This is a genomic window from Salinadaptatus halalkaliphilus, from assembly GCF_006543045.1.
GTDB classification, from domain to species: domain Archaea; phylum Halobacteriota; class Halobacteria; order Halobacteriales; family Natrialbaceae; genus Salinadaptatus; species Salinadaptatus halalkaliphilus.
Map to the genome: position 1 here is coordinate 176,128 of NZ_RBZW01000055.1, position 17,940 is coordinate 194,067.

Consider the following 17,940-nt stretch of genomic DNA (forward strand, 5'->3'; position numbering starts at 1 on the left):
GAGCGCCGAAGTTAGGACGGCCGTTGGACGACCGCCAGCGGATCGTAGCTATCCTCGAGCAGCAGGCGGGCGAACCAGCCCGAGACGCGAGCGAGGAGGTTCAGTGCATGCAGCGTCGCCAGTAACAGGACGACACCGAGTCCCGCGGCGACGAGCGCTTCTGATAACGTCGTCACTTCCCAGTAGCCAAGCGTGACGACGGCGTCGAAGCCGACCAGCAGGTAGTTCCAGCCGAGATACAGCGTCTGGTGGAACTCGGGGGCGCGTTCGGAGACGACGCCGACGTACAGCCCCGGCTGGTCGTAGTACAGCGGCAGCATCAGCAGGCTCACGGCCGTCGAGAGCCCCGTCACTACGAGCGCGAACGAGGCCACCCCCAGGACGAATTTCGCGGGTAGATAACACACCGCCGTCCACGTCTTCGGATCGGAGACCACCGACCAGCACGCCTCGAGAGCGGTCTCGCCAGCGAGGTCGGTCTTGGGCTCGATGTCGACCGCGAGCATCGTCGCCGTCAGCCAGCGTTCGAAGCCGGCGATGCCAAGCGCGAGCGCCAGCGTGACCGCCAGGATCGGCACGCCGACGACGAGTCCGATGATGGTGACCGAGAACCCGATGCCGACCGAGAACGCGACCGTCACGAAAACGAAATACGCCAGTCCGAGCGGAAACGCCAGCAGGAGATACGCCAGATTGCGATAGGTCTGGCGCTCGAACGGGACCGCGAGAAATCGCTTGCAGCCCGCCCCCACCCGGCCGAAGCGATCGCCGGTCGCCGTCGCCACGGACCGTGACATATCGATGGTGACTGCCCCGGCCGCGTACATAAACGTTGGCCTCGAGTTGGCGATCGAACAACTCCTCGTGGGGATACAGTGTGTCGGGTGCCGATCGCACAGCCGATGGACGATCGGGGCGCATCGACCAATGATACGGTTTACTGTAAGTCATTTCCGGCGCACCCGCGACCCGGACGGCGGTTGCGCCGGTAAATCGTTACAGCAATCCGTATGAACCATGTCGGTCGCCATCGAACGCGGAACGTAATGAGCGACGACGCTGAGGCGGACGTCGTCGATGTCCTCAGCGACGACTATATGTGGACGATCCTCGAGCGGACCCGCGAGGAACCACAGTCGGTCGACGCGCTGAGCGACGCCTGCGAGGCCGATCCGTCCACGATCTACCGACGGATCGAGCGGCTTCAGGCTGCCGACTTGCTCGAGGCCCAGCAGAAACTCGATCCCGGGGGTCACCACTACAAGGTCTACAGCGCCCGTCTCCAAGAGGTTCGCATCCGCCTCGACGACGACGGCTTCGACGTCGACGTCGATCGCACGCCGACCGAATCGGCCGCCGACCGCTTTACCAGACTCTACGAGGGGTTCAAATGATCGGGGCGATCACCGCAGGCGTCGGCCCGATCGGCGTTTGGACGGGCGACTCGAGCGCCACCGTGGCGGCGCCACTGCAGCAGGTCACCGGTGGCTCGCCGGCGGTGGTTCTGTTGGTGTTCGTCGCGTTACTCGTCGCTACGGCGCTGTCGCTGTATCTCGCCGTGCGACTCTATCGGGGCTATCGTGGCGGCGGTGGTATCGGTATGCTCGTCCTCGGAACCGGGCTGGTGTTGCTGACGACGGTCCCGATGGTCCTCAGGCTGGTCCTCTCGAACGTCCCTATCGGACCGATCTGGCGGGAGGTCATCGCAACGGCCGTCCAACTGCTCGGCCTGGTGCTCATCCTGGGGGTGGTCTATGGTCGTCGCTGACCCCGCCGTCGTGCTGTTCGCGACGGCGCTTGCGACCGCCGTCCTCGGCGCTGTCGTCGCCGGCCTCGCCTACCAGGGGGCTCGGCGAAACGACAGCGCGACGATGCGGTATCTGGCCATCGGCATCGCCTGTATCGCCGTCGGCCCCTTCCTCGTCAGCTACGGCCTCGCACCGCTCGTGGCACTCTCCGAAGCGGCGACGCTGCTTGGCGTCCTCTGCGTTACGATCGCCGGCTTGCTCGCGATTCTCTACTCGCTCGAGGCGACGTAGCACCGCGCTCAGTCGAACCGTTCGAACTGCGCGTGCCCGCACGAACAGTTGGCCGATCCGATCGGTCGGATCCGCCCGCCGCCGACGATTTTGGATGCGTACACGGATCCACACCGCTCACAGACGGTCAAGAGACGTTGCTGGTCGCTCACCGTTCGATCCTGCTGTCAACCCAGATCCGCTGCCCTGAACATCTTCTTATATATTCTATCCACTACTGGCCAGATCTGCCGACCGTCGGTGGTCACTATACACAGCCGTTCATGCGCATCGTCGCCGATACCGGCTGGTGATTGCAGTATCGCCCCCTTCTACGACCGTCGTCTCGTCCGAACCCGACATCCGGAGTATTTCCTACTTATTTGTTTCGCCGAGTGGATCGATCGACAGTCCGTGGCGCCGGTTTAGGGACATGCCAGCCGTCGACCCACCTGAAGCATGTCGACCACCACTCGATCCCACGATCGACCGCCGCGGACGATCGCTCGAGAACTCGCCGCCGCACCGATCGATCCCCTGACGTACCGTTCGCTAGCCTACCTTCTGCTCGCGTTTCCGCTCGCCGTCATTTACTTCACCGTGGCGGTTACGGGCGCGTCGTTGACGCTCGGTCTGAGCGTTACCCTGCTCGGGCCGCTCGCGCTCGTCGCGACGTTGCTGGCGTTCGTCTCGCTCGCCTGGCTCGACGGCGCGCTGACGGAAGGACTGCTCGAGGCCGAGGTCGCACCCGCGTTCCCGACCCACGACGACGGCGTCGTCCCGTTCTTGACGGAGTTATTCCTCGGGCGCGGGACGTGGCTCGGCGCGGTCTACCTGCTGTGGAAGACGCTGCTCGGGTTCGTCGCGTTCGTCGCTATCGTCACCGCGTTGTCCCTCGCCGCGAGCCTCCTGGCCGCGCCACTGTTCTACGGCGACCACGTCGTCGTCGGGACCTACAGTGTCCACACGCTCGAGCGGGCACTCGTCGCGTCGGCCGGCGGCCTCGCCATCGGCTACCTGACACTAGTGCTTGTGAATCTGACCGGCCGCCTCGCTGCCGTGGTCGCATCGGCGCTGTTGACGCCGGAATAACGGGGCTGCTGTACCGAGATTCGGTCCAATGCAGGCGGTCGCGGCCGTCCCGAGATTGATGGACAACGGTCCGTGTGAGTTGCGCCCGTATCGAGCGCAGAACATGCCTACTGTAATCAGGCCGTCACCCGATAGGGCACCGTCGCCGCATACAGTTCGGTCGCACCCGTGACGAAGAAGGCGCCGCCGACAGTTGCAAGGAGTCCCGTCACGAGTACAGGTGCAACCCGTCCTGTCATACGGATTGTTGTAGCGTTTTACCGGTGATCACCGACCCCGTCCGGGTGATCACCGGTAAAGAACTACAACGGTCCGTATCAGAACCCCACCCAACAGGGCGCCAGCGACGAAACCGAGTTGAAGCACCAGTCGATCCTACGCGAGGTCGAACGACGATCGGTCTGGGCTCGTTCATGCTGTACCCGGCGCGGTGGTGACACCGTATTCGACTATTTCCGATCGGCCGATCCGGTTGACTGGATACAGACCGATCGGTCGATCGATAGCGGACAGCACGCTGCCGTCACCCCGTCCCTCCCGCACCCGGTACATCCACATTATTGATTGTAATATAAACCATCCAACAGGAGTTATATTTCCCGGTCGCGTTCGACTCATACGGTTTACTGTAAGTCATTGCCGGCGCACCCGCGACCCGGGCGGCGGGTACGCCGGTAAATCGTTACAGCAATCCGTATCAGTATGGCAACGACAGACAAGTCCCCGGGTGTGGAAGCCTTCGAACGGCTCTCGAGCGACGCCGTCCAATCCCTCACCAACGAATTCGGCGGCGACGTACTGACACCGTCCGACGGGGCCTACGAGGAACACCGCCAGGTGTGGAACGGTATGATCGACAACTATCCGGCGATCATCGCCCGCTGTGTCGATGTCGACGATGTCGCGATAGCGGTGACGTTCGCTCGAGAGCAGGGGGTGATCGTCGCGGTCCGTGGCGGCGGGCACAACGTGGCCGGCACGGCGATCCGCGACGGCGGTCTCGTTGTCGACCTCGAAGAGATGAACGGCGTTCGCGTCGATCCCGACACCCGGACGGTTCGCGCGGAGGGCGGCGCGACGCTGGGGCACCTCGACAGGGAGACCCAGCGGTTCGGACTTGCGACCGCACTCGGCGCCGTCTCGGAGACCGGAATCGCTGGGTTGACGCTCAACGGGGGCTACGGTCACCTGAGTCGCCAGTACGGGTTGGCGCTGGACGGGCTGGTCGGCGTCGACATCGTCACGGCCGACGGCCAGGTCCGAACCGCGACCGCCGAGCAGAACGCGGACCTGTTCTGGGCCGTCCGCGGTGGCGGCGGCTGTTTCGGCGTCGTGACCGCGTTCGAGTACGCACTTTACGACGTCGGTCCCGAGGTGTACACGCTCTTTACGTGGTTCCACGGCGACGATACGGCCGACGTAATGGACGCGTTCCAGGAGTGGACAATCGACGCGCCTCGAAAAGCGGGCATACTCGTGTTCACCGCCCACGTCCCCGAACTCGAGGAATACCCCGAGGACTCGTGGGGCGAACCCGCGCTGGTCTTTCTCGGTTCCTATCGCGGTCGCGTCGGCGAGGCCGACGGCGTGGACGAAGCCAACAGCGTCGACGAGGCTGAACGCGTGTTCCGCCCGCTGTACGAGCGTGCGACGCCCATCGTCGACATGAGCGGGCCGATGCGCTACGTCGATCTGCAGTCGATGCTCGACGAGGACTATCCCGACGGACTCCGGTACTACTGGAAGTCGATCTACCTCACGGAACTCACCGACGAGGTCGTCGATCTCATGGCTCGGTACAACGAGTCGGCACCGTCGGCGCTCTCGACGATCGATCTCTGGTACCTCGAGGGCGCGGTCGGCGAGGTACCCCGAGACGCGACCGCGTTCTGGCACCGGGACAAGCCCTACATGCTCAACGTCGAGGCGAACTGGGAGGAGGCGGTCGACGACGACGCGAACGTGACCTGGGCGCGGGAGGCGATCGCCGAGGCACGGACACTGTCGGTCGCCGGCGGCGGATACGGGAACTTCCCGGGGATGAACGAAGCCCCCGCGAAAACAGCTCTACGGCGACAACCTCGAGCGACTGGTGGACGTGAAGACGGCCGTCGATCCGGCGAACACGTTCCCGACGAACGGCGCCATCAGGCCTCGGACGGCCGAGTAAACGCTGGCTGGAGACGATGCCGTGGAATCGCTGTGGCAGTATCGAGAGCCGGACCCACTACGACAGCGACGTCAGCGAAATCTCGCCGGTGTTCGCTTCGAACCGCAGCGTAGGGCCGCCATCGCCGAGCGTCCCGACGAGCATGTCGTCGCTTCGGGTCGACTCGGCCAGTTCCAGCCCGGACGAATCGACGGTACCGGTGTTGGTCTGGGCGTGCAGTTCGGCGTCGATATCGGGATCGATCGCGGCCTCGATGGTGCCGGTCGTCGTCGTGATCGCCGTGTCGCCGTCGATCGCCGGCACCTCGAGGTCTACCTCACCGGTCGTCGTGTGAACGTCCTCGAGGGCCTCGACGTTCGAGATGTCGACACGGCCGGTGCTGGTTCGGGCGCCGACCGCGCCATCGACGCCAGCGATGTCGACTTCACCCGTGCTGGCCTCGACTGTAAGGTCGCCGACGACCTCCCTAACGGCCACCCGGCCGACGCTGGCGTCGATTCGCTCGAGGGCCAGTTCGGCCGGCAGGTCGATGTCGAGATTCATCGTCGGCTGGTTCTGGAACCAGCCGTCGCGTCCCTCCCACTCCGAGCGCAACTCGAGGCGGTCGTCGTCGCGTTCGGTTCGGAAGACGAGCTCCTCGAGGTCGGTGCGGATCGAACTCGACTGCTTCTCGACATCGACCGCGAGGTCGTCACGGTCGGCGCCGACGACCGATATTTCGCCGACGCTGCCGTGGACGGCCACTCGTTGCGCGCCATCGGGTGAAATCGTCTCGGAGCGTGCGGTTCGGCGACCGACGAACGGTGTCATCGAACTACAACCGGCGAGCGCGGTTAGTCCGCCTGCACCGACGGCCGCGAGCAGTCTTCGTCTGGTCGTGTCCGTGCTCATACGAGTACGCACGACCCGCGACACCCTTAACCCGGGCAACCAACTGGCGACCGATCAACCGACCCCTGGTAGTTATATATGCGAGTCACCGACTGCACCGAGGTGTTTATGTGTACTGTCGGGTAGCAGTCAGTGAGACATCGGTCACGAATGCGCGGCCGTTCCCGAGGGCCACGGCCGCAGGAGCACGACCGATCTTCGAATAGTTCTGTCCGACAGTGTGATTACCTCTCGAGCGAGCGACTAGCCCTCGAGTCGAGCGAGCACGCGTTCCCGAAGCACGAGCAGGCTCGGGAGGACGGTCAAACATGCGACGAACGCGAAGACGATGCTCAGGCCGGTGACGAGGCCGAACCGCTGTAGCGGCGGAGCGAGTGCGAGCGCCAGCACGCCGAAGCCGGCCGCCGTCGTCGCCGCGCTGCCGAGTAACGCGCCGCCGGTGCCCGTGATTGTCGTCTCGAGGGCGTCGACGACCTGTTCGCCCCGTCCGTAACTCCCGTCGGTCGCTGCTCGCTCGCGCTCGACGACGAACCGTTCCCCGAGGTGGATGCTGTAGTCGACGCCGAGCCCGATCGCCAGACTCGTGATGACGGCGGTCTCGCTGTTGAACGGCACGTCGAGGACGGCCATCGTGCCCAGCAACCAGGCCAGCGCGACTACCACCGGCGCGAGCGTCACGGCGCCCAGCGAGAGCGCCCGGTGGCGCACCCAGTACAGCACCGACAGGAACGCGAGGATGACCGCGAGCGTCACCGCGAAGGCCTGGACGAGCGTCTCGAGCAGCGCGTCCTGGACGACGGCGGTCGTGACGGGACCGCCGGTCGCGATCGCAGTTACTGGGGTTTCGTCGTCCGTCGCTGGTTCGAGTTCGCCGCCGTCACCGCCGGCAGCCGCGTCCGTGCTATCTCCCGTTCCGTTCTCGACCTCGCTCGCGAATGCCCGCACGTCGTCGGCGACGGCCTGCGAAGCAGCGTCCCCGCGAACGCTTACGGTGAGCAGCGCCGATTCGTAGGCACCATCGTCGGTGCGCTCGAGGACGGTCGCGGTCGCATCGGGGTCGGCGTCGGCGGCCAGATCGTACAGCCCCTCGAGATCCGTATCGGGGACGCCGTCGCCGGTCGTGTCACGGTTTTCGAACCCGTCGGCGACGGTCTCGTTGTCGGCGGCGATGTTCTCGAGGACGGTCAGCGGCCCGTCGACGGCGGCGGTGCCGTCGGGCCGGTCGTCGATGGTGCTGTTAGCGGCCGACGGGCCACCGCCAGCGTTGGATGCCGTTGTGCTTCCGTTCTCGCGTGCGTCTTCGATCGCCGCCAGTAGCGTCGGATCGGTCACATCCCCGCGTATCAGAATCTCGGCCTGGGAGTCCCGATCCTGGAAGGTTTCCCCGAGATACTCGGCGTCGTCGCTGATCGTGTAGGTGTCGGGCGCGAGCGGGCCGGGCAGCGACTGGGCCCACTCGGGAGCGTCCTCGGGGAGGAAATCGGCCTCGTTGAACTCGGTGTCGATCCCCGTCGCGCCGTAGGCGCCGCCGACGGCGAGCAGGAGCGCGACGGCTACGACCGCGAGCGGGACTCGTCGTGCCAGCACCACGCCGCCCGAGAGCAGGCGATTGACCGGCCCGGGCGTCACCCCGAACGCGGGCTTGGCCCGGTTCCGGCCGAACCGTTCCTCGAGGACGCCGTCGACTTCGACCTTCAACGCGGGCACGAAGACGCCGAAGGCGACGAAGGTAGCGAAGATGCCCCCCGCGCTCAGGATCGCGAAGTCCCGTATCGCAGACAGCGGACTAACGACGTTCGAGAGGAAGCCGATGCCGGTCGAGAACGTCGCCGCCGCGAGCGCCAAGGCCACTCCCCCGAGGCCGAGGGCCATCCCCGTCCGGACGCCCCGGACGGCGTCGCTGTGGGTCGCGTCGGTACCGGCGTCTCCGGTCGTGTCACCCCCAGTGGGATCGGTGGCTATGGCGGTGCTCGAGTTCGCCCCCATCCCGTCGCCGACTTGCGCCTCGAGCGTCCCCGCTCTGGCCTCCCGATAGCGCATGACGACGTGGAGGGCGTAATCGATCGAGAGCCCGATCAGCAGGAACGGCACCGCGATCAACAGCTGGCTCGTCGGAATCTCGAGCCAACCCAGGATGCCGGCGAGCCAGGTCATCACGACGGCGATGCCGACGAGTCCGAGACAGACATCGACGATGTCGCGGTAGGTGATCGCGAGGATCGAGAGGACGAGCACGAGCGCGACAGGCGTGATGATCGCGAAGCTATCCCCGACCGCGCTCGAGGAGGCCGCGTCGGTGATTCCCTCGCCGAAGACGAAGCCGTCGTCGAAGCGCTCCGCGAACAGCGACTCGACCTCGAGTTGGGCCTCGGCGACCGCCTCGGGAATCTCGTCGTCGCCGTCGTCCGTCCCCGCGGTGGCGCCCTCGGACTCGGGGTTGGCATCGGATTCGGAGCTGGCCTCGGACTCGGTGCCGCCACCGGTCCCGTCGTCCTGCAAGAAGAGGGTGAGCCGGGCGTCGGCCTCGGTCGAACCCGGTTCGTAGTCAGTCGGCAGGAACTCGGTCGGCTCGGCGTCGCCACCGCCGTCGCCCGCGTCTGTCTCGGGCGTGGGCGTCTCTCCGTCCGGATCGAGGACGTCGGCGAGCAACTGCTCGACTTCCTCCTCCGATCGCGACTCGAGGGCGTCGATCTGCTCCTCGAGCGTCGGCTCGTCGGTCTCGGGCGGACCGTCGGCTGCGGCGACGCGATCCTCGAAGACCGCGACGATGGCGACGAGGTTCTCGAGGCCGACGAAACCGCCGTCGGCCGTCGCGCCGTCTTCGGACAGCGTCGCGTTCATCGACGGCGTGTTCTGGGCGTCCCGCTGGAGGTATAGCCCCTCGAGCAGCGACTCACGGGTGAGAACGTCACCGCCCTCGTCGCGGACGACGATCTGTGTGAGGATATCGTCGCCGGTCGCGTAATTCGTGTCGACGTACTCCTGGGCGGCTTCTTCCTCGGATCCAGTCTCGAACTCGCCGATGCCGGCGTCTTCGGTCTCGGTGAGGACAGCCCCTGCACCGACGAGGGCGGTCAGGAGCAAGACCGCGACGACGACGAGTTTCCGGCGGGCGACCAGCCCGCGGGCGTACCGCGCGGCGAGGTCACCAGCCATCGACACGCTCGAGGTGAGACAGCAGCCTGATTAGTCGCCGACGATCCGCCGGGCGGGGAAGAGAACGCATCTGACTGCGGTCCAACACGAACGGTGATAACGCTTGCTCCAAACGTTCGGGTTCGTGACAGACGATCGGTAACGAACCGTCGATGCAGGTGGGCGGTACCGACGCTCGAGGAGCCTACACCGGCGCGTCGACCCGCCGGGCGAACTGCCGGACGGCCTCGGTGAACGTCTCCGGTCGGTGGAGGTTACAGACGTGGCCGACGCCCTCGAGGACGACCACGTCGGCGTCGCCGACTACCGCGTGGTCACGTTCGCCCCGGCGCATGATCTTGTCGTGCTCGCCGTTGATCACGAGTACGGGGCCGTCGAAGGCAGCGAGGCGCACCCGGAAGTTCCGGCCCGCGAGATCCGGTCCCGGCGTGGCGAACTCCCGCGGGAAGATCCCCGACTCGACGATCTCTCGTTTCTGTGCTGGTGAGATGTCTCGGTTGCGAACCCAGCGCTCGCCCAGCCGTTGGACCCCTCGTTCGACCGTGTCGAAGCGAGTCGCCAGGCCGACGATCCCAGCCGTCGCTCGCGTCAGGACGTTCAATCCGCGGATCGGGTTCGCGCTCGCGCCGACGATCACGAGCCCGTCGACTTTCTCGGGGTAGCGATTCGCGTACGCCGTCGCCAGGTAGCCCCCAAGCGAGAGCCCGACCAGAATCGCGTGCCCGCCAGCCGCCGACTCGAGGGCGTCGTCGAGAACCGATATCGCGCGCTCGAGGTCGAACGTCTCGTCCGAACGGTCGCCGTGGCCCGGCAGGTCGGGGGCCACGACGCGGTACTCCTCGGCCAGGGCATCTCGCTGTGGCGCCCACAGTTTCCGGGAGAACATCGCGCCGTGGACGAAGACGACCGACCGCGCATCCGACGGACCGACGATGTCGATACCGCGACGCTGGGCAGCCTCGGTCGTGCGTTCCATAGCCGACTCCTATGGGGAACGGTCGGGTAACCGTGCTGCCGGCATATCGAATTCCGACGGCCGTGGCGGTTCCCCGTCGCGTTGCGGGTCGAAGCGACGACGAACGCGAAACACCTAACAGGATTCGCGCCACTACCTGTGTGTATGGGTCGTTCGGTCACGGTTCGGGGCGATTCGTTCGCCAGCCCGCTCCCGCTCGAGACCGTTTTCGTAGGGGCGTCCTAGCCCCGCATTCCCCACCCCGTTTCGACGGATGTATTGGCACCGACCAGAATTCACCGAGCAACGGCCAGTTACAGCCATGATCGACCGACTATCTCGACGTTCGACCTCGACGCACCGACGACGCCCCCGCCGGGCGGTGAGAGCATGAGCACGGATGCACCGGAGCAGGCGGACGACGGCGACGCAGCCCGCGACCAGGAGCCGTCCCTCGAGGGCGGCTACGATCCCGAGGCCGTTGAATCGCGCTGGCAGGATCGCTGGGTCGACGAGGGCGTCTACGCCTACGACGGCGACCCCGATCAGGATCCAAACACCACCTACGCGATCGATACGCCGCCGCCGACGGTCTCGGGCAGTCTGCACATGGGTCACCTCTACGGGTCGACGCTGCAGGACTTCGCCGCGCGATTCCAGCGGATGCACGACGGCGATGTCCTCTTTCCCTTCGGCTACGACGACAACGGGATCGCTAGCGAGCGCCTGACCGAGCAGGAATTGGACATCCGCCACCAGGACTACGAGCGCCGGGAGTTCCAGGAACGCTGTCGCGAGGTCTGTACGGAGTACGAGGCCGAGTTCACCGACAAGATGCAGAACCTCGGCACCTCGATCGACTGGGACAATACTTACAAGACGATCGAGCCTCGCGTCCAGCGCATCTCCCAGCTCTCCTTTCTCGACCTCTACGAGAAGGGCCGCGAGTACCGCAAGAAAGCGCCCGCGATCTGGTGTCCGGAGTGCGAGACCGCCATTTCCCAGGTCGAGATGGAAGACGACGAACGGGGTTCGCACTTCAACGACATCGCCTTCGAAATCGCCAGCGAGGGAACCGACCGCGACGAGTTCGTCATCTCCACGACCCGACCCGAACTCATCCCGGCCTGCGTCTCCGTCTTCGTCCACCCGGACGACGAGGACAACCAGGACCTCGTCGGCGAGACAGCCCGAATTCCGATCTTCGGCCACGAGGTGCCGATCATCGAGGACGACCGCGTCGACATGGAGAAAGGCAGCGGCGTCGTGATGTGTTGTACCTTCGGCGACCAGAACGACATCGAGTGGTACCAGGCCCACGACCTGCCCTTGCGCGTCGCCATCGACGAATCCGCGACGATGACCGACCTCGCTGGCGACTACGAAGGCATGTCGACGGTCGAGGCCCGCGAGGCCATCGTCGAGGATCTCGAGGACGAGGGCTATCTGCGCGACCGCTGGGAGATCTCCCACGCGGTGCAGGTCCACGAACGCTGTGACACCGCCGTCGAGTACCGCGTCTCCAAGCAGTGGTACGTCGAAATTCTGGATCACAAAGACGAGTACCTCGAGGCCGGCCGGGAGATGGACTGGTACCCCGAGAAGATGTTTACCCGCTATCGTCACTGGATCGAGGGCCTCGAGTGGGACTGGCTGATCTCACGCCAGCGCGACTCGGGCATCCCGTTCCCGGTCTGGTACTGCGAGGCGTGCGACAACGAGATCATGGCCGAAAAGGGGGACCTGCCGGTCGACCCCCTGAGCGACGAGCCGCCAGTTGATGTCTGTCCCGAGTGTGGTCACGACGAGTTCGAACCCGAGGAGGACGTCTTCGACACCTGGGCGACCTCCTCGCTGACGCCGCTAATCAACGCGGGCTGGGACTGGGACGAAGCGAGCGAGGCGTTCACGATGGACAAGCCCGAACTCTACCCGTTCGACCTGCGCCCGCAGGGCCACGACATCATCTCCTTCTGGCTGTTCCACACCATCGTCAAGTGTTACGAACACACCAGCGAGGTGCCCTTCGACGCGACGCTGATCAACGGCCACGTGCTCGACGAAAATCGCGAGAAGATGTCCAAATCTCGAGGCAACGTCGTCGCCCCGGACGAAGTGCTCGCGGAGTACCCCGTCGACGCCGTCCGCTTTTGGGCGGCAAGCGCCGCCGTCGGCGACGACTTCCCGTACCAGGAGAAGGATCTCCGTGCCGGCGAGAAGTTGCTTCGCAAACTCTGGAACGCCTCGAAACTCGTCGATACCCTCGCGCCAGCCGACCCCGAGGAGCCCGACGACCTCGAGGCGATCGACCGCTGGCTGCTCGCGGAACTCGACGACGCCGTCGCCGAACTCACCGACCAGCTCGCCGAGTACGAGTTCGCGAAGGCCCGCGATCGGCTGCGGACGTTCTTTTGGAACACCTTCTGTGACGACTACTTAGAGATCGCCAAGGGCCGCGAGGACAACCCCTCGACCCAGTACGCGCTCCGAACCGCGCATCGAACCTTCCTCGAGCTGTGGGCCCCCTTCCTGCCCCACGTGACGGAAGAGATCTGGCAGGCCGTTTATGCGGATGATTCGACGGGAGACCTCGAGACATCCAGCATCCACACCCGCGACTGGCCCGACCCACAGGGGTACGACGCCGACCTCGAGGCCGGCGAGACCGCGATGGAAGTCATCTCGGCGCTTCGCCGGTACAAGAGCGAGAACCAGCTGCCGCTGAACGCCGACCTCGAGTCCGTCGCCGTCTACGGTGCGGTCGACGGCTTCGCGGACGCGATCCAGAACGTGATGCACGTCGAGGAGCTGACGGTGCTCGAGGACCAGCCCGAGATCACCACCGAGGTCGCCGCCATCGACCTCGACTACTCGCAGGTCGGTCCACAGTACGGCGAGAAAGTCGGTGAGATCGACGCCGGGATCGAGAGCGGCGAGTACGAGATCGACGAGGACCGCGAGGCGCGAAGCGCCTCGGAAGGCTCGAGCGGCGACGAGCCGCGAGAGGGGAACGTGCTTCGAGTCGCGGGCGAGGAACTCGAGGACGATCTGTTCGAGGTCGAACTCGAGCGCACCTACTCGGGCGCGGGCGAGATGATCGAGACCGAGACGGCGGTCGTCATCCTCGAGTAACAGTCGCTGGTTCTTTCGAGATAACTGCGATGATTGTCGTTTCTGCCGCTGAGTAGGCGTCAATAGACGGTTATTGCCAGAATGGAAACTATATGGAGATATTATCGGTCATAATACTTATCAGATAGTAGTCGGAAGTTTGCGATCACTACGCTATTTCTATGACGAGTGCTGACATGGAGAGCAACCACCCGGGCTCTGAAACCGCTCCCACTAGCAGTAATTTCGAGGGCGCTCGCAGGCAGGATACCACTAACGCGTGGTTCTATCTTCTCCTCGTTGCTGTCGGGAGTGGATTTATCTCGCTGTGGATCAACAGCGCACTCGAAAGCGATGCGCTGCTGTGGGTGTTTCTTGCGTCCTGGATCGGAACGCCCCTTGCCGTCTCTCTCGACTCGAAACAGGTCTATGCACGCAATGAGTCAGAGCAACAGGGGGGACTGGAGCGTCTTGCCTGGATCGGGAGTTGTTTAGTACCAATAGTCAATCTGAACTTTGGTATCGTCTATGCATTCCGCCGACGGGAACTACTTGGCAGATCACAAACTAACTGGGTGGTGCTCGCACTTGTTTCGCCAGTAACGTTTTTCCTTTTTGCGATCTTTCTGGACACGTCTCCATTATTCGTAGAGGACTTTTTCGCGTTTCTGTACATCACCACCATGTTCGTGAGCCCGTTCGCGATATACTACGACTCGATGCCGGTGTCGTCGACACCGAAACGCACACTCACAACTATCGGATGGATGATCGGAATGACGGTGTGGTTTCTCAACCTTCTCGTTTGTCCGGTCTACTGTCTCGTACGGCGAAAACGGCTGTTTCAGCAGCTACACGATTCCCGTTCGACACGCACCGTGGCGGGTTTGGGCGCCTTATTCGGGACGCTCAACGCTGTCGGGTCGTCCATTGTGTCTACGCTTGTAGAGATGGGATACGGCCTTTCGTCCCGAATACGGAGTTCGAAAGGAACAACCAGGGTCCCAGCCACGGTAGTCTCCCAACACGGTGACGAGCAACCGAACGAGGGATCGTTCAGCGACGACCCCGACGAGTTGCTCCAAAATGGAACCGACGCCGTACGTGCCGCAAAAGACGCACAACAGCGGGGAGCGTTCGACGACGCGATCGATCAGTTAGAACGTGCCATCGCACAGTGTGAACGTGTACAGGATCGATCGTCGTCAGCGGAGCTAACACGTCGGGCAGCCGAGTTGGGGACGGCTGCAAAAACCGACCTCCAGGCAGTTCGGTCCTCCAGTCCGGCCCGTGCCGAACTCACGGAAACGCTCTCTGTCGCCGAAAGCCTGCTTCAAACGGCGATCGCTGCACACGTCCGTGGCAAAGGGACCGTCGCCCGCACCCGGTACCGGCAGGCGATGTCGAATTACGACGCAGCACTCGAACTCCTCGACGACGGTGAAATATCGCTTCTCGAGGGCGATATCAAGGCCGCGATCGACCCCGGTGACGTTCCGCCACGTGACGATCTGTCGACGACGCTCGGACTGGACGCGGAGACCGCCGAGGCACTGTCAGCAGCCGAGATTGCGACGCGGACTGACAGTAACGTGGTGGACAACGTCGAGAAGATTATTCAGGAATACGATGTCGATTCGGAGACTGCGTCCAAGCTTACCGCGCTAGCGTGGCTGGACCCGGAACACGTTCGCACCTTCAGTGACCGAACTGACATAGAAAAGCGGTATACGCAGGCAGAGATCGGATGCGAGGCCGCCACGTAGCTCGTCGTGGAGTAGTCGGGACACGGCGTGTATACGTGCGACCGCTCATACGGTCTGGTGTAATACGGTTTACTGTACGTCATTTCCGGCGCACCCTCGACCCGGGCGGCGGGTGCGCCGGTACATCGTTACAGTACTCCGTATAAGTCGTTACCGTGGGACGGCTCGCGGTCGCTCCGGTAAAACGTTACAGCAGACCGTATCAGACAGCGTCAAGATCTCGCTACGTGTGCGCCCTTTCACACATCTTGACACGCGTCGCGAGCGCGAGAAAGAGCGCCAACAGCGTGAACGTCACTTCACCGGCGGCGACGACGCCCAGCGCGTCGGCCCCGAGGAACAGCGGCGTGTCTCGAGGGACCGGAATCGTCGTGTGGTGGAGATCACCCGCGATCGGGACGAAGTAGTCGACGATCAGGTTGCTGGTGTACCACGCGAGGGCGACGGCGACCCCTCGGACGGGAAAGTCGGTGATCCGGTGGAGGACCAGAGCCTGGACGACCATCCCGAGGTGACTCCAGAAAAGGAACTGGTACATCAGTGGATGCGTCTGGGCCGCGTAGGTCTCGTAGAAGACGAGCAGGGTATAGGGCGTCCACAGCCCCAGGATGATATTTCCGAAAAACGCCAGTGCCGTGAGCCAGGGCAGTTCGTGACCCAGTTTCCAGGCGGCGATCGCGAGCGCGATCAGCAAGGTTGCGAGCGGGCTGTCCGGTACCCACGGCCACATCACCGTCGGCGTCGCCGCCAGCTGGGCCGAGTAGTACCAGAAGCCAAAGGCCGTTCCCGCGAGGTTGATCGCGACGACAAGCCACGCGAAGCGTACTCCGAGGTCCTCGACCGTCTTCGGGACGGGCGCGAGGTACCGCGGGAGCGGATCGCGGGCGGGCACCCTGGTCGACGTCATTGGTCGATCTCACGGACGCCCGGGGCAAAACCGTAGCGGTCACGGACAATCAGCGGATCCGACCAGTCGATCACTCGGAATCGTCGATAGCGGCGGTGTCGTCGGCCTCGAGTTTGAACTGATCGACGGCGTCGTGGGCGTCGTCGACCAGTCGATTAAGTGATTCGGCCATCTCGGCGACTTGATCCATCGCGGTCGACTGTTCTTCGACCCCGGCGGCGAGCTGTTCGATGGTGGCGTTGAATTCCTCGCTCAGTTCTGCGGTGTCGTCGACGACGACGCTGACCTCCTGGACGTTGTCTGCCTGTGACTCGACCGTTCGGCTGATCTCAGCGGTACTGGTGCTGGTCTCTTCGATCGCCGTGTCGATCTCCTCGAGGGCGTCGACGACGGTCTCGACGGCGTCTGCACCGTTGGCGACTTCGCCGCTCATCTCGTCGATACCGCCGACGACATTCGCCGTCCGATCCTGAACGTCGTCGATAATTCGTTCGATCTCGTCGGCCGACTCCTGGGATTCTTCGGCCAGGCTCTTGACTTCGTTCGCGACGACGGCGAACCCGTCACCGGACTCGCCGGCGTTTGCCGCTTCGATCGACGCGTTCAGTGCGAGGAGATTGGTCTGGTCGGCGATGTCGGCGATGACGTCGATAATCTCGTTGACTCGCGCCATGCGGTCCTCGAGTTCTTCGACCTCGTCGGTGATTCGATCGGTCGCCTCGACGGCCGATCGGATCTGCTCGACGGCCTCGCGGCCGTCCTCGCGCCCGTCGCGTGCGAGAGAAGCCGCCGTCTCGGATTTGGTGTCGATCTCGTCCATCGTCGCGGTGATCTCTTCGATCGACGCCGACAGATCGGAGACGCTCTCGGTCGCTTCCTGTGATTTCTGGGTGAGATCCTGCGTGCCGTCGGCTAACTCCTCGCTCGAGTGGCCGACCTCCTGAATCGAGGCAGCGATCTCCTCGCTGTTCGTACTGAGTTCCTGACTCGTCTCGACGAGTTCCGAGGAGATATCGGTCGTCGTTTCGACGACGGCATGGATATTCTCGATCGCTCGTTCGAGGTCGGCGGCCATCGCCTCGAACGCTGTGTGGATCTGCCGTATCTCGTCGAACTCGGCGTCGGGCTCCTCGATCGTCGGGTCGACCGTCAGATCGCCCGCCGCCAGTTTCGAGAGCGAACTCTCGAGGTCGTCGATCACCGACTGCTGGTAGGACTCGAGGGCGGCCTTGCGCTCTCGTTCGCGGACGGCCTCGGTAACGTCGCGAGCGATCTCGATCCCACCGACGAACCTGTCGCCGTCTTCGAACGGGACGGCCGTTCGACTCACGACGACCGTCTCACCGCCGACGGTGACGGTCTCTTCGTCGTCGCGAATCTCCCGACCCGTTCGTTTGATCTGCTCGATCAGTGCGGTCACCTCGCTGTCGTCGTCGTACAGTGATCGCGGCTGATCGCCGAGTGCGTCGTCTTCGGTCGTCTCGAAGAACTCGAGTGCGAACGTGTTGATGTCGATGATCTCGCCGTGCTCGTCGACGATGACGAGGGGTGCATCGATGGCTTCGAGGATATTCTCGAGCAAGATGTCCGTCTCGAGTGACCCCACGACATCGTCGACGTGCTCCCCATCGATCCCGTCATCGGCGCTCGACTCTCGGTTGATCACCCGACCATCCCCCTCACCCTCCGATGACCGCGATGTATGCGACATAATGACACATATTTATGTGGTGCGTATCGACCAATGAAGGTTTTGGCCAGGATCCTCCTAGAGGGGCTGTATATCCAATTTATTGGCTGTTAGCGAAAATAAATTAACGGCAAGTTTCGATCAGTTTCCTCCCGTTCGCGAACAACTGTTCATCCCGAACGCA

At 64.0% G+C, this 17,940-nt stretch carries 13 protein-coding genes and 1 pseudogene; 7 read left to right on the top strand and 7 right to left on the bottom strand.

Annotated features, from left to right (window positions below):
• Positions 1-11 precede the first annotated feature (11 nt).
• On the bottom strand, positions 12-797 hold the full coding sequence (locus D8Y22_RS16315) for a sensor domain-containing protein (RefSeq protein ID WP_246084476.1): 786 nt from the start codon (positions 795-797) through the stop codon (positions 12-14).
• 249 nt (positions 798-1,046) lie between these two features.
• Here D8Y22_RS16315 and D8Y22_RS16320 point away from each other — a divergent pair, with 249 nt between their 5' ends.
• The 4 genes from D8Y22_RS16320 to D8Y22_RS16335 all read left to right on the top strand — a co-directional run bounded on the left by D8Y22_RS16320 (position 1,047) and on the right by D8Y22_RS16335 (position 3,110).
• Entirely contained in the window at positions 1,047-1,394 is a 348-nt protein-coding gene (locus tag D8Y22_RS16320; RefSeq protein ID WP_141465747.1) for an ArsR/SmtB family transcription factor, read from the top strand.
• Positions 1,391-1,768, top strand: coding sequence for a hypothetical protein (locus tag D8Y22_RS16325; protein ID WP_246084477.1), 378 nt, complete (start codon positions 1,391-1,393; stop codon positions 1,766-1,768). The genes D8Y22_RS16320 and D8Y22_RS16325 overlap by 4 nt, the downstream gene beginning before the upstream one ends.
• A complete protein-coding gene (locus D8Y22_RS16330) occupies positions 1,755-2,039 on the top strand; it encodes a DUF7521 family protein (protein ID WP_141465748.1) in 285 nt (94 codons plus the stop codon). The genes D8Y22_RS16325 and D8Y22_RS16330 overlap by 14 nt, the downstream gene beginning before the upstream one ends.
• Positions 2,040-2,477: 438 nt before the next feature.
• Entirely contained in the window at positions 2,478-3,110 is a 633-nt protein-coding gene (locus D8Y22_RS16335) for a sensor domain-containing protein (protein WP_141465749.1), read from the top strand.
• A 116-nt stretch (positions 3,111-3,226) separates the two neighbouring features.
• On the opposite strand, the gene D8Y22_RS23170 is transcribed toward D8Y22_RS16335, so the two are convergent.
• A complete protein-coding gene (locus D8Y22_RS23170) occupies positions 3,227-3,349 on the bottom strand; it encodes a hypothetical protein (protein WP_281282407.1) in 123 nt (40 codons plus the stop codon).
• 463 nt (positions 3,350-3,812) lie between these two features.
• Here D8Y22_RS23170 and D8Y22_RS16340 point away from each other — a divergent pair.
• Positions 3,813-5,280, top strand: a pseudogene (locus D8Y22_RS16340) (FAD-binding oxidoreductase).
• A 57-nt stretch (positions 5,281-5,337) separates the two neighbouring features.
• On the opposite strand, the gene D8Y22_RS16345 reads toward D8Y22_RS16340, so the two are convergent.
• From D8Y22_RS16345 to D8Y22_RS16360, 3 genes are all read right to left on the bottom strand, one after another.
• Positions 5,338-6,171: a DUF4097 family beta strand repeat-containing protein gene (locus D8Y22_RS16345; protein ID WP_141465750.1), complete on the bottom strand. Its 834-nt coding sequence runs from the start codon at positions 6,169-6,171 to the stop codon at positions 5,338-5,340.
• A 243-nt stretch (positions 6,172-6,414) separates the two neighbouring features.
• Entirely contained in the window at positions 6,415-9,327 is a 2,913-nt protein-coding gene (locus D8Y22_RS16355) for an efflux RND transporter permease subunit (RefSeq protein ID WP_141465752.1), read from the bottom strand.
• Positions 9,328-9,511: 184 nt separating this feature from the next.
• Complete coding sequence (locus D8Y22_RS16360) at positions 9,512-10,303, bottom strand: alpha/beta fold hydrolase (RefSeq protein ID WP_141465753.1); 792 nt, start codon at positions 10,301-10,303, stop codon at positions 9,512-9,514.
• A 258-nt stretch (positions 10,304-10,561) separates the two neighbouring features.
• Here D8Y22_RS16360 and D8Y22_RS16365 point away from each other — a divergent pair, with 258 nt between their 5' ends.
• Together D8Y22_RS16365 and D8Y22_RS16370 are read left to right on the top strand one after the other, a co-directional pair.
• Positions 10,562-13,414 (top strand): valine--tRNA ligase, encoded by a 2,853-nt coding sequence (locus D8Y22_RS16365; RefSeq protein ID WP_141465754.1) that lies wholly within the window; start codon positions 10,562-10,564, stop codon positions 13,412-13,414.
• 911 nt (positions 13,415-14,325) lie between these two features.
• The gene (locus D8Y22_RS16370; protein ID WP_141465755.1) at positions 14,326-15,159 is read left to right on the top strand and encodes a hypothetical protein; all 834 of its coding nucleotides are present in this window, start codon (positions 14,326-14,328) and stop codon (positions 15,157-15,159) included.
• A gap of 223 nt (positions 15,160-15,382) precedes the next feature.
• On the opposite strand, the gene D8Y22_RS16375 is transcribed toward D8Y22_RS16370, so the two are convergent.
• Positions 15,383-16,066 carry a DUF1405 domain-containing protein gene (locus D8Y22_RS16375; RefSeq protein WP_141465756.1) on the bottom strand — a complete coding sequence of 228 codons (684 nt, stop codon included), beginning with the start codon at positions 16,064-16,066 and terminating at the stop codon, positions 15,383-15,385.
• Between the two features lie 70 nt (positions 16,067-16,136).
• The gene (locus D8Y22_RS16380; protein WP_174811885.1) at positions 16,137-17,732 is read right to left on the bottom strand and encodes a methyl-accepting chemotaxis protein; all 1,596 of its coding nucleotides are present in this window, start codon (positions 17,730-17,732) and stop codon (positions 16,137-16,139) included.
• Positions 17,733-17,940 lie beyond the last annotated feature (208 nt).

Excerpts from the sequence above, each read along its gene's own strand:
- D8Y22_RS16345 (WP_141465750.1), bottom strand. The coding sequence starts at position 6,171 with ATGAGCACGGACACGACCAGACGAAGACTGCTCGCGGCCGTCGGTGCA.
- D8Y22_RS16375 (WP_141465756.1), bottom strand. The coding sequence starts at position 16,066 with ATGACGTCGACCAGGGTGCCCGCCCGCGATCCGCTCCCGCGGTACCTC.
- D8Y22_RS16320 (WP_141465747.1), top strand. The coding sequence starts at position 1,047 with ATGAGCGACGACGCTGAGGCGGACGTCGTCGATGTCCTCAGCGACGAC.
- D8Y22_RS16330 (WP_141465748.1), top strand. The coding sequence starts at position 1,755 with ATGGTCGTCGCTGACCCCGCCGTCGTGCTGTTCGCGACGGCGCTTGCG.
- D8Y22_RS23170 (WP_281282407.1), bottom strand. The coding sequence starts at position 3,349 with ATGACAGGACGGGTTGCACCTGTACTCGTGACGGGACTCCTTGCAACT.
- D8Y22_RS16325 (WP_246084477.1), top strand. The coding sequence starts at position 1,391 with ATGATCGGGGCGATCACCGCAGGCGTCGGCCCGATCGGCGTTTGGACG.
- D8Y22_RS16355 (WP_141465752.1), bottom strand. The coding sequence starts at position 9,327 with ATGGCTGGTGACCTCGCCGCGCGGTACGCCCGCGGGCTGGTCGCCCGC.
- D8Y22_RS16315 (WP_246084476.1), bottom strand. The coding sequence starts at position 797 with ATGTCACGGTCCGTGGCGACGGCGACCGGCGATCGCTTCGGCCGGGTG.
- D8Y22_RS16360 (WP_141465753.1), bottom strand. The coding sequence starts at position 10,303 with ATGGAACGCACGACCGAGGCTGCCCAGCGTCGCGGTATCGACATCGTC.
- D8Y22_RS16335 (WP_141465749.1), top strand. The coding sequence starts at position 2,478 with ATGTCGACCACCACTCGATCCCACGATCGACCGCCGCGGACGATCGCT.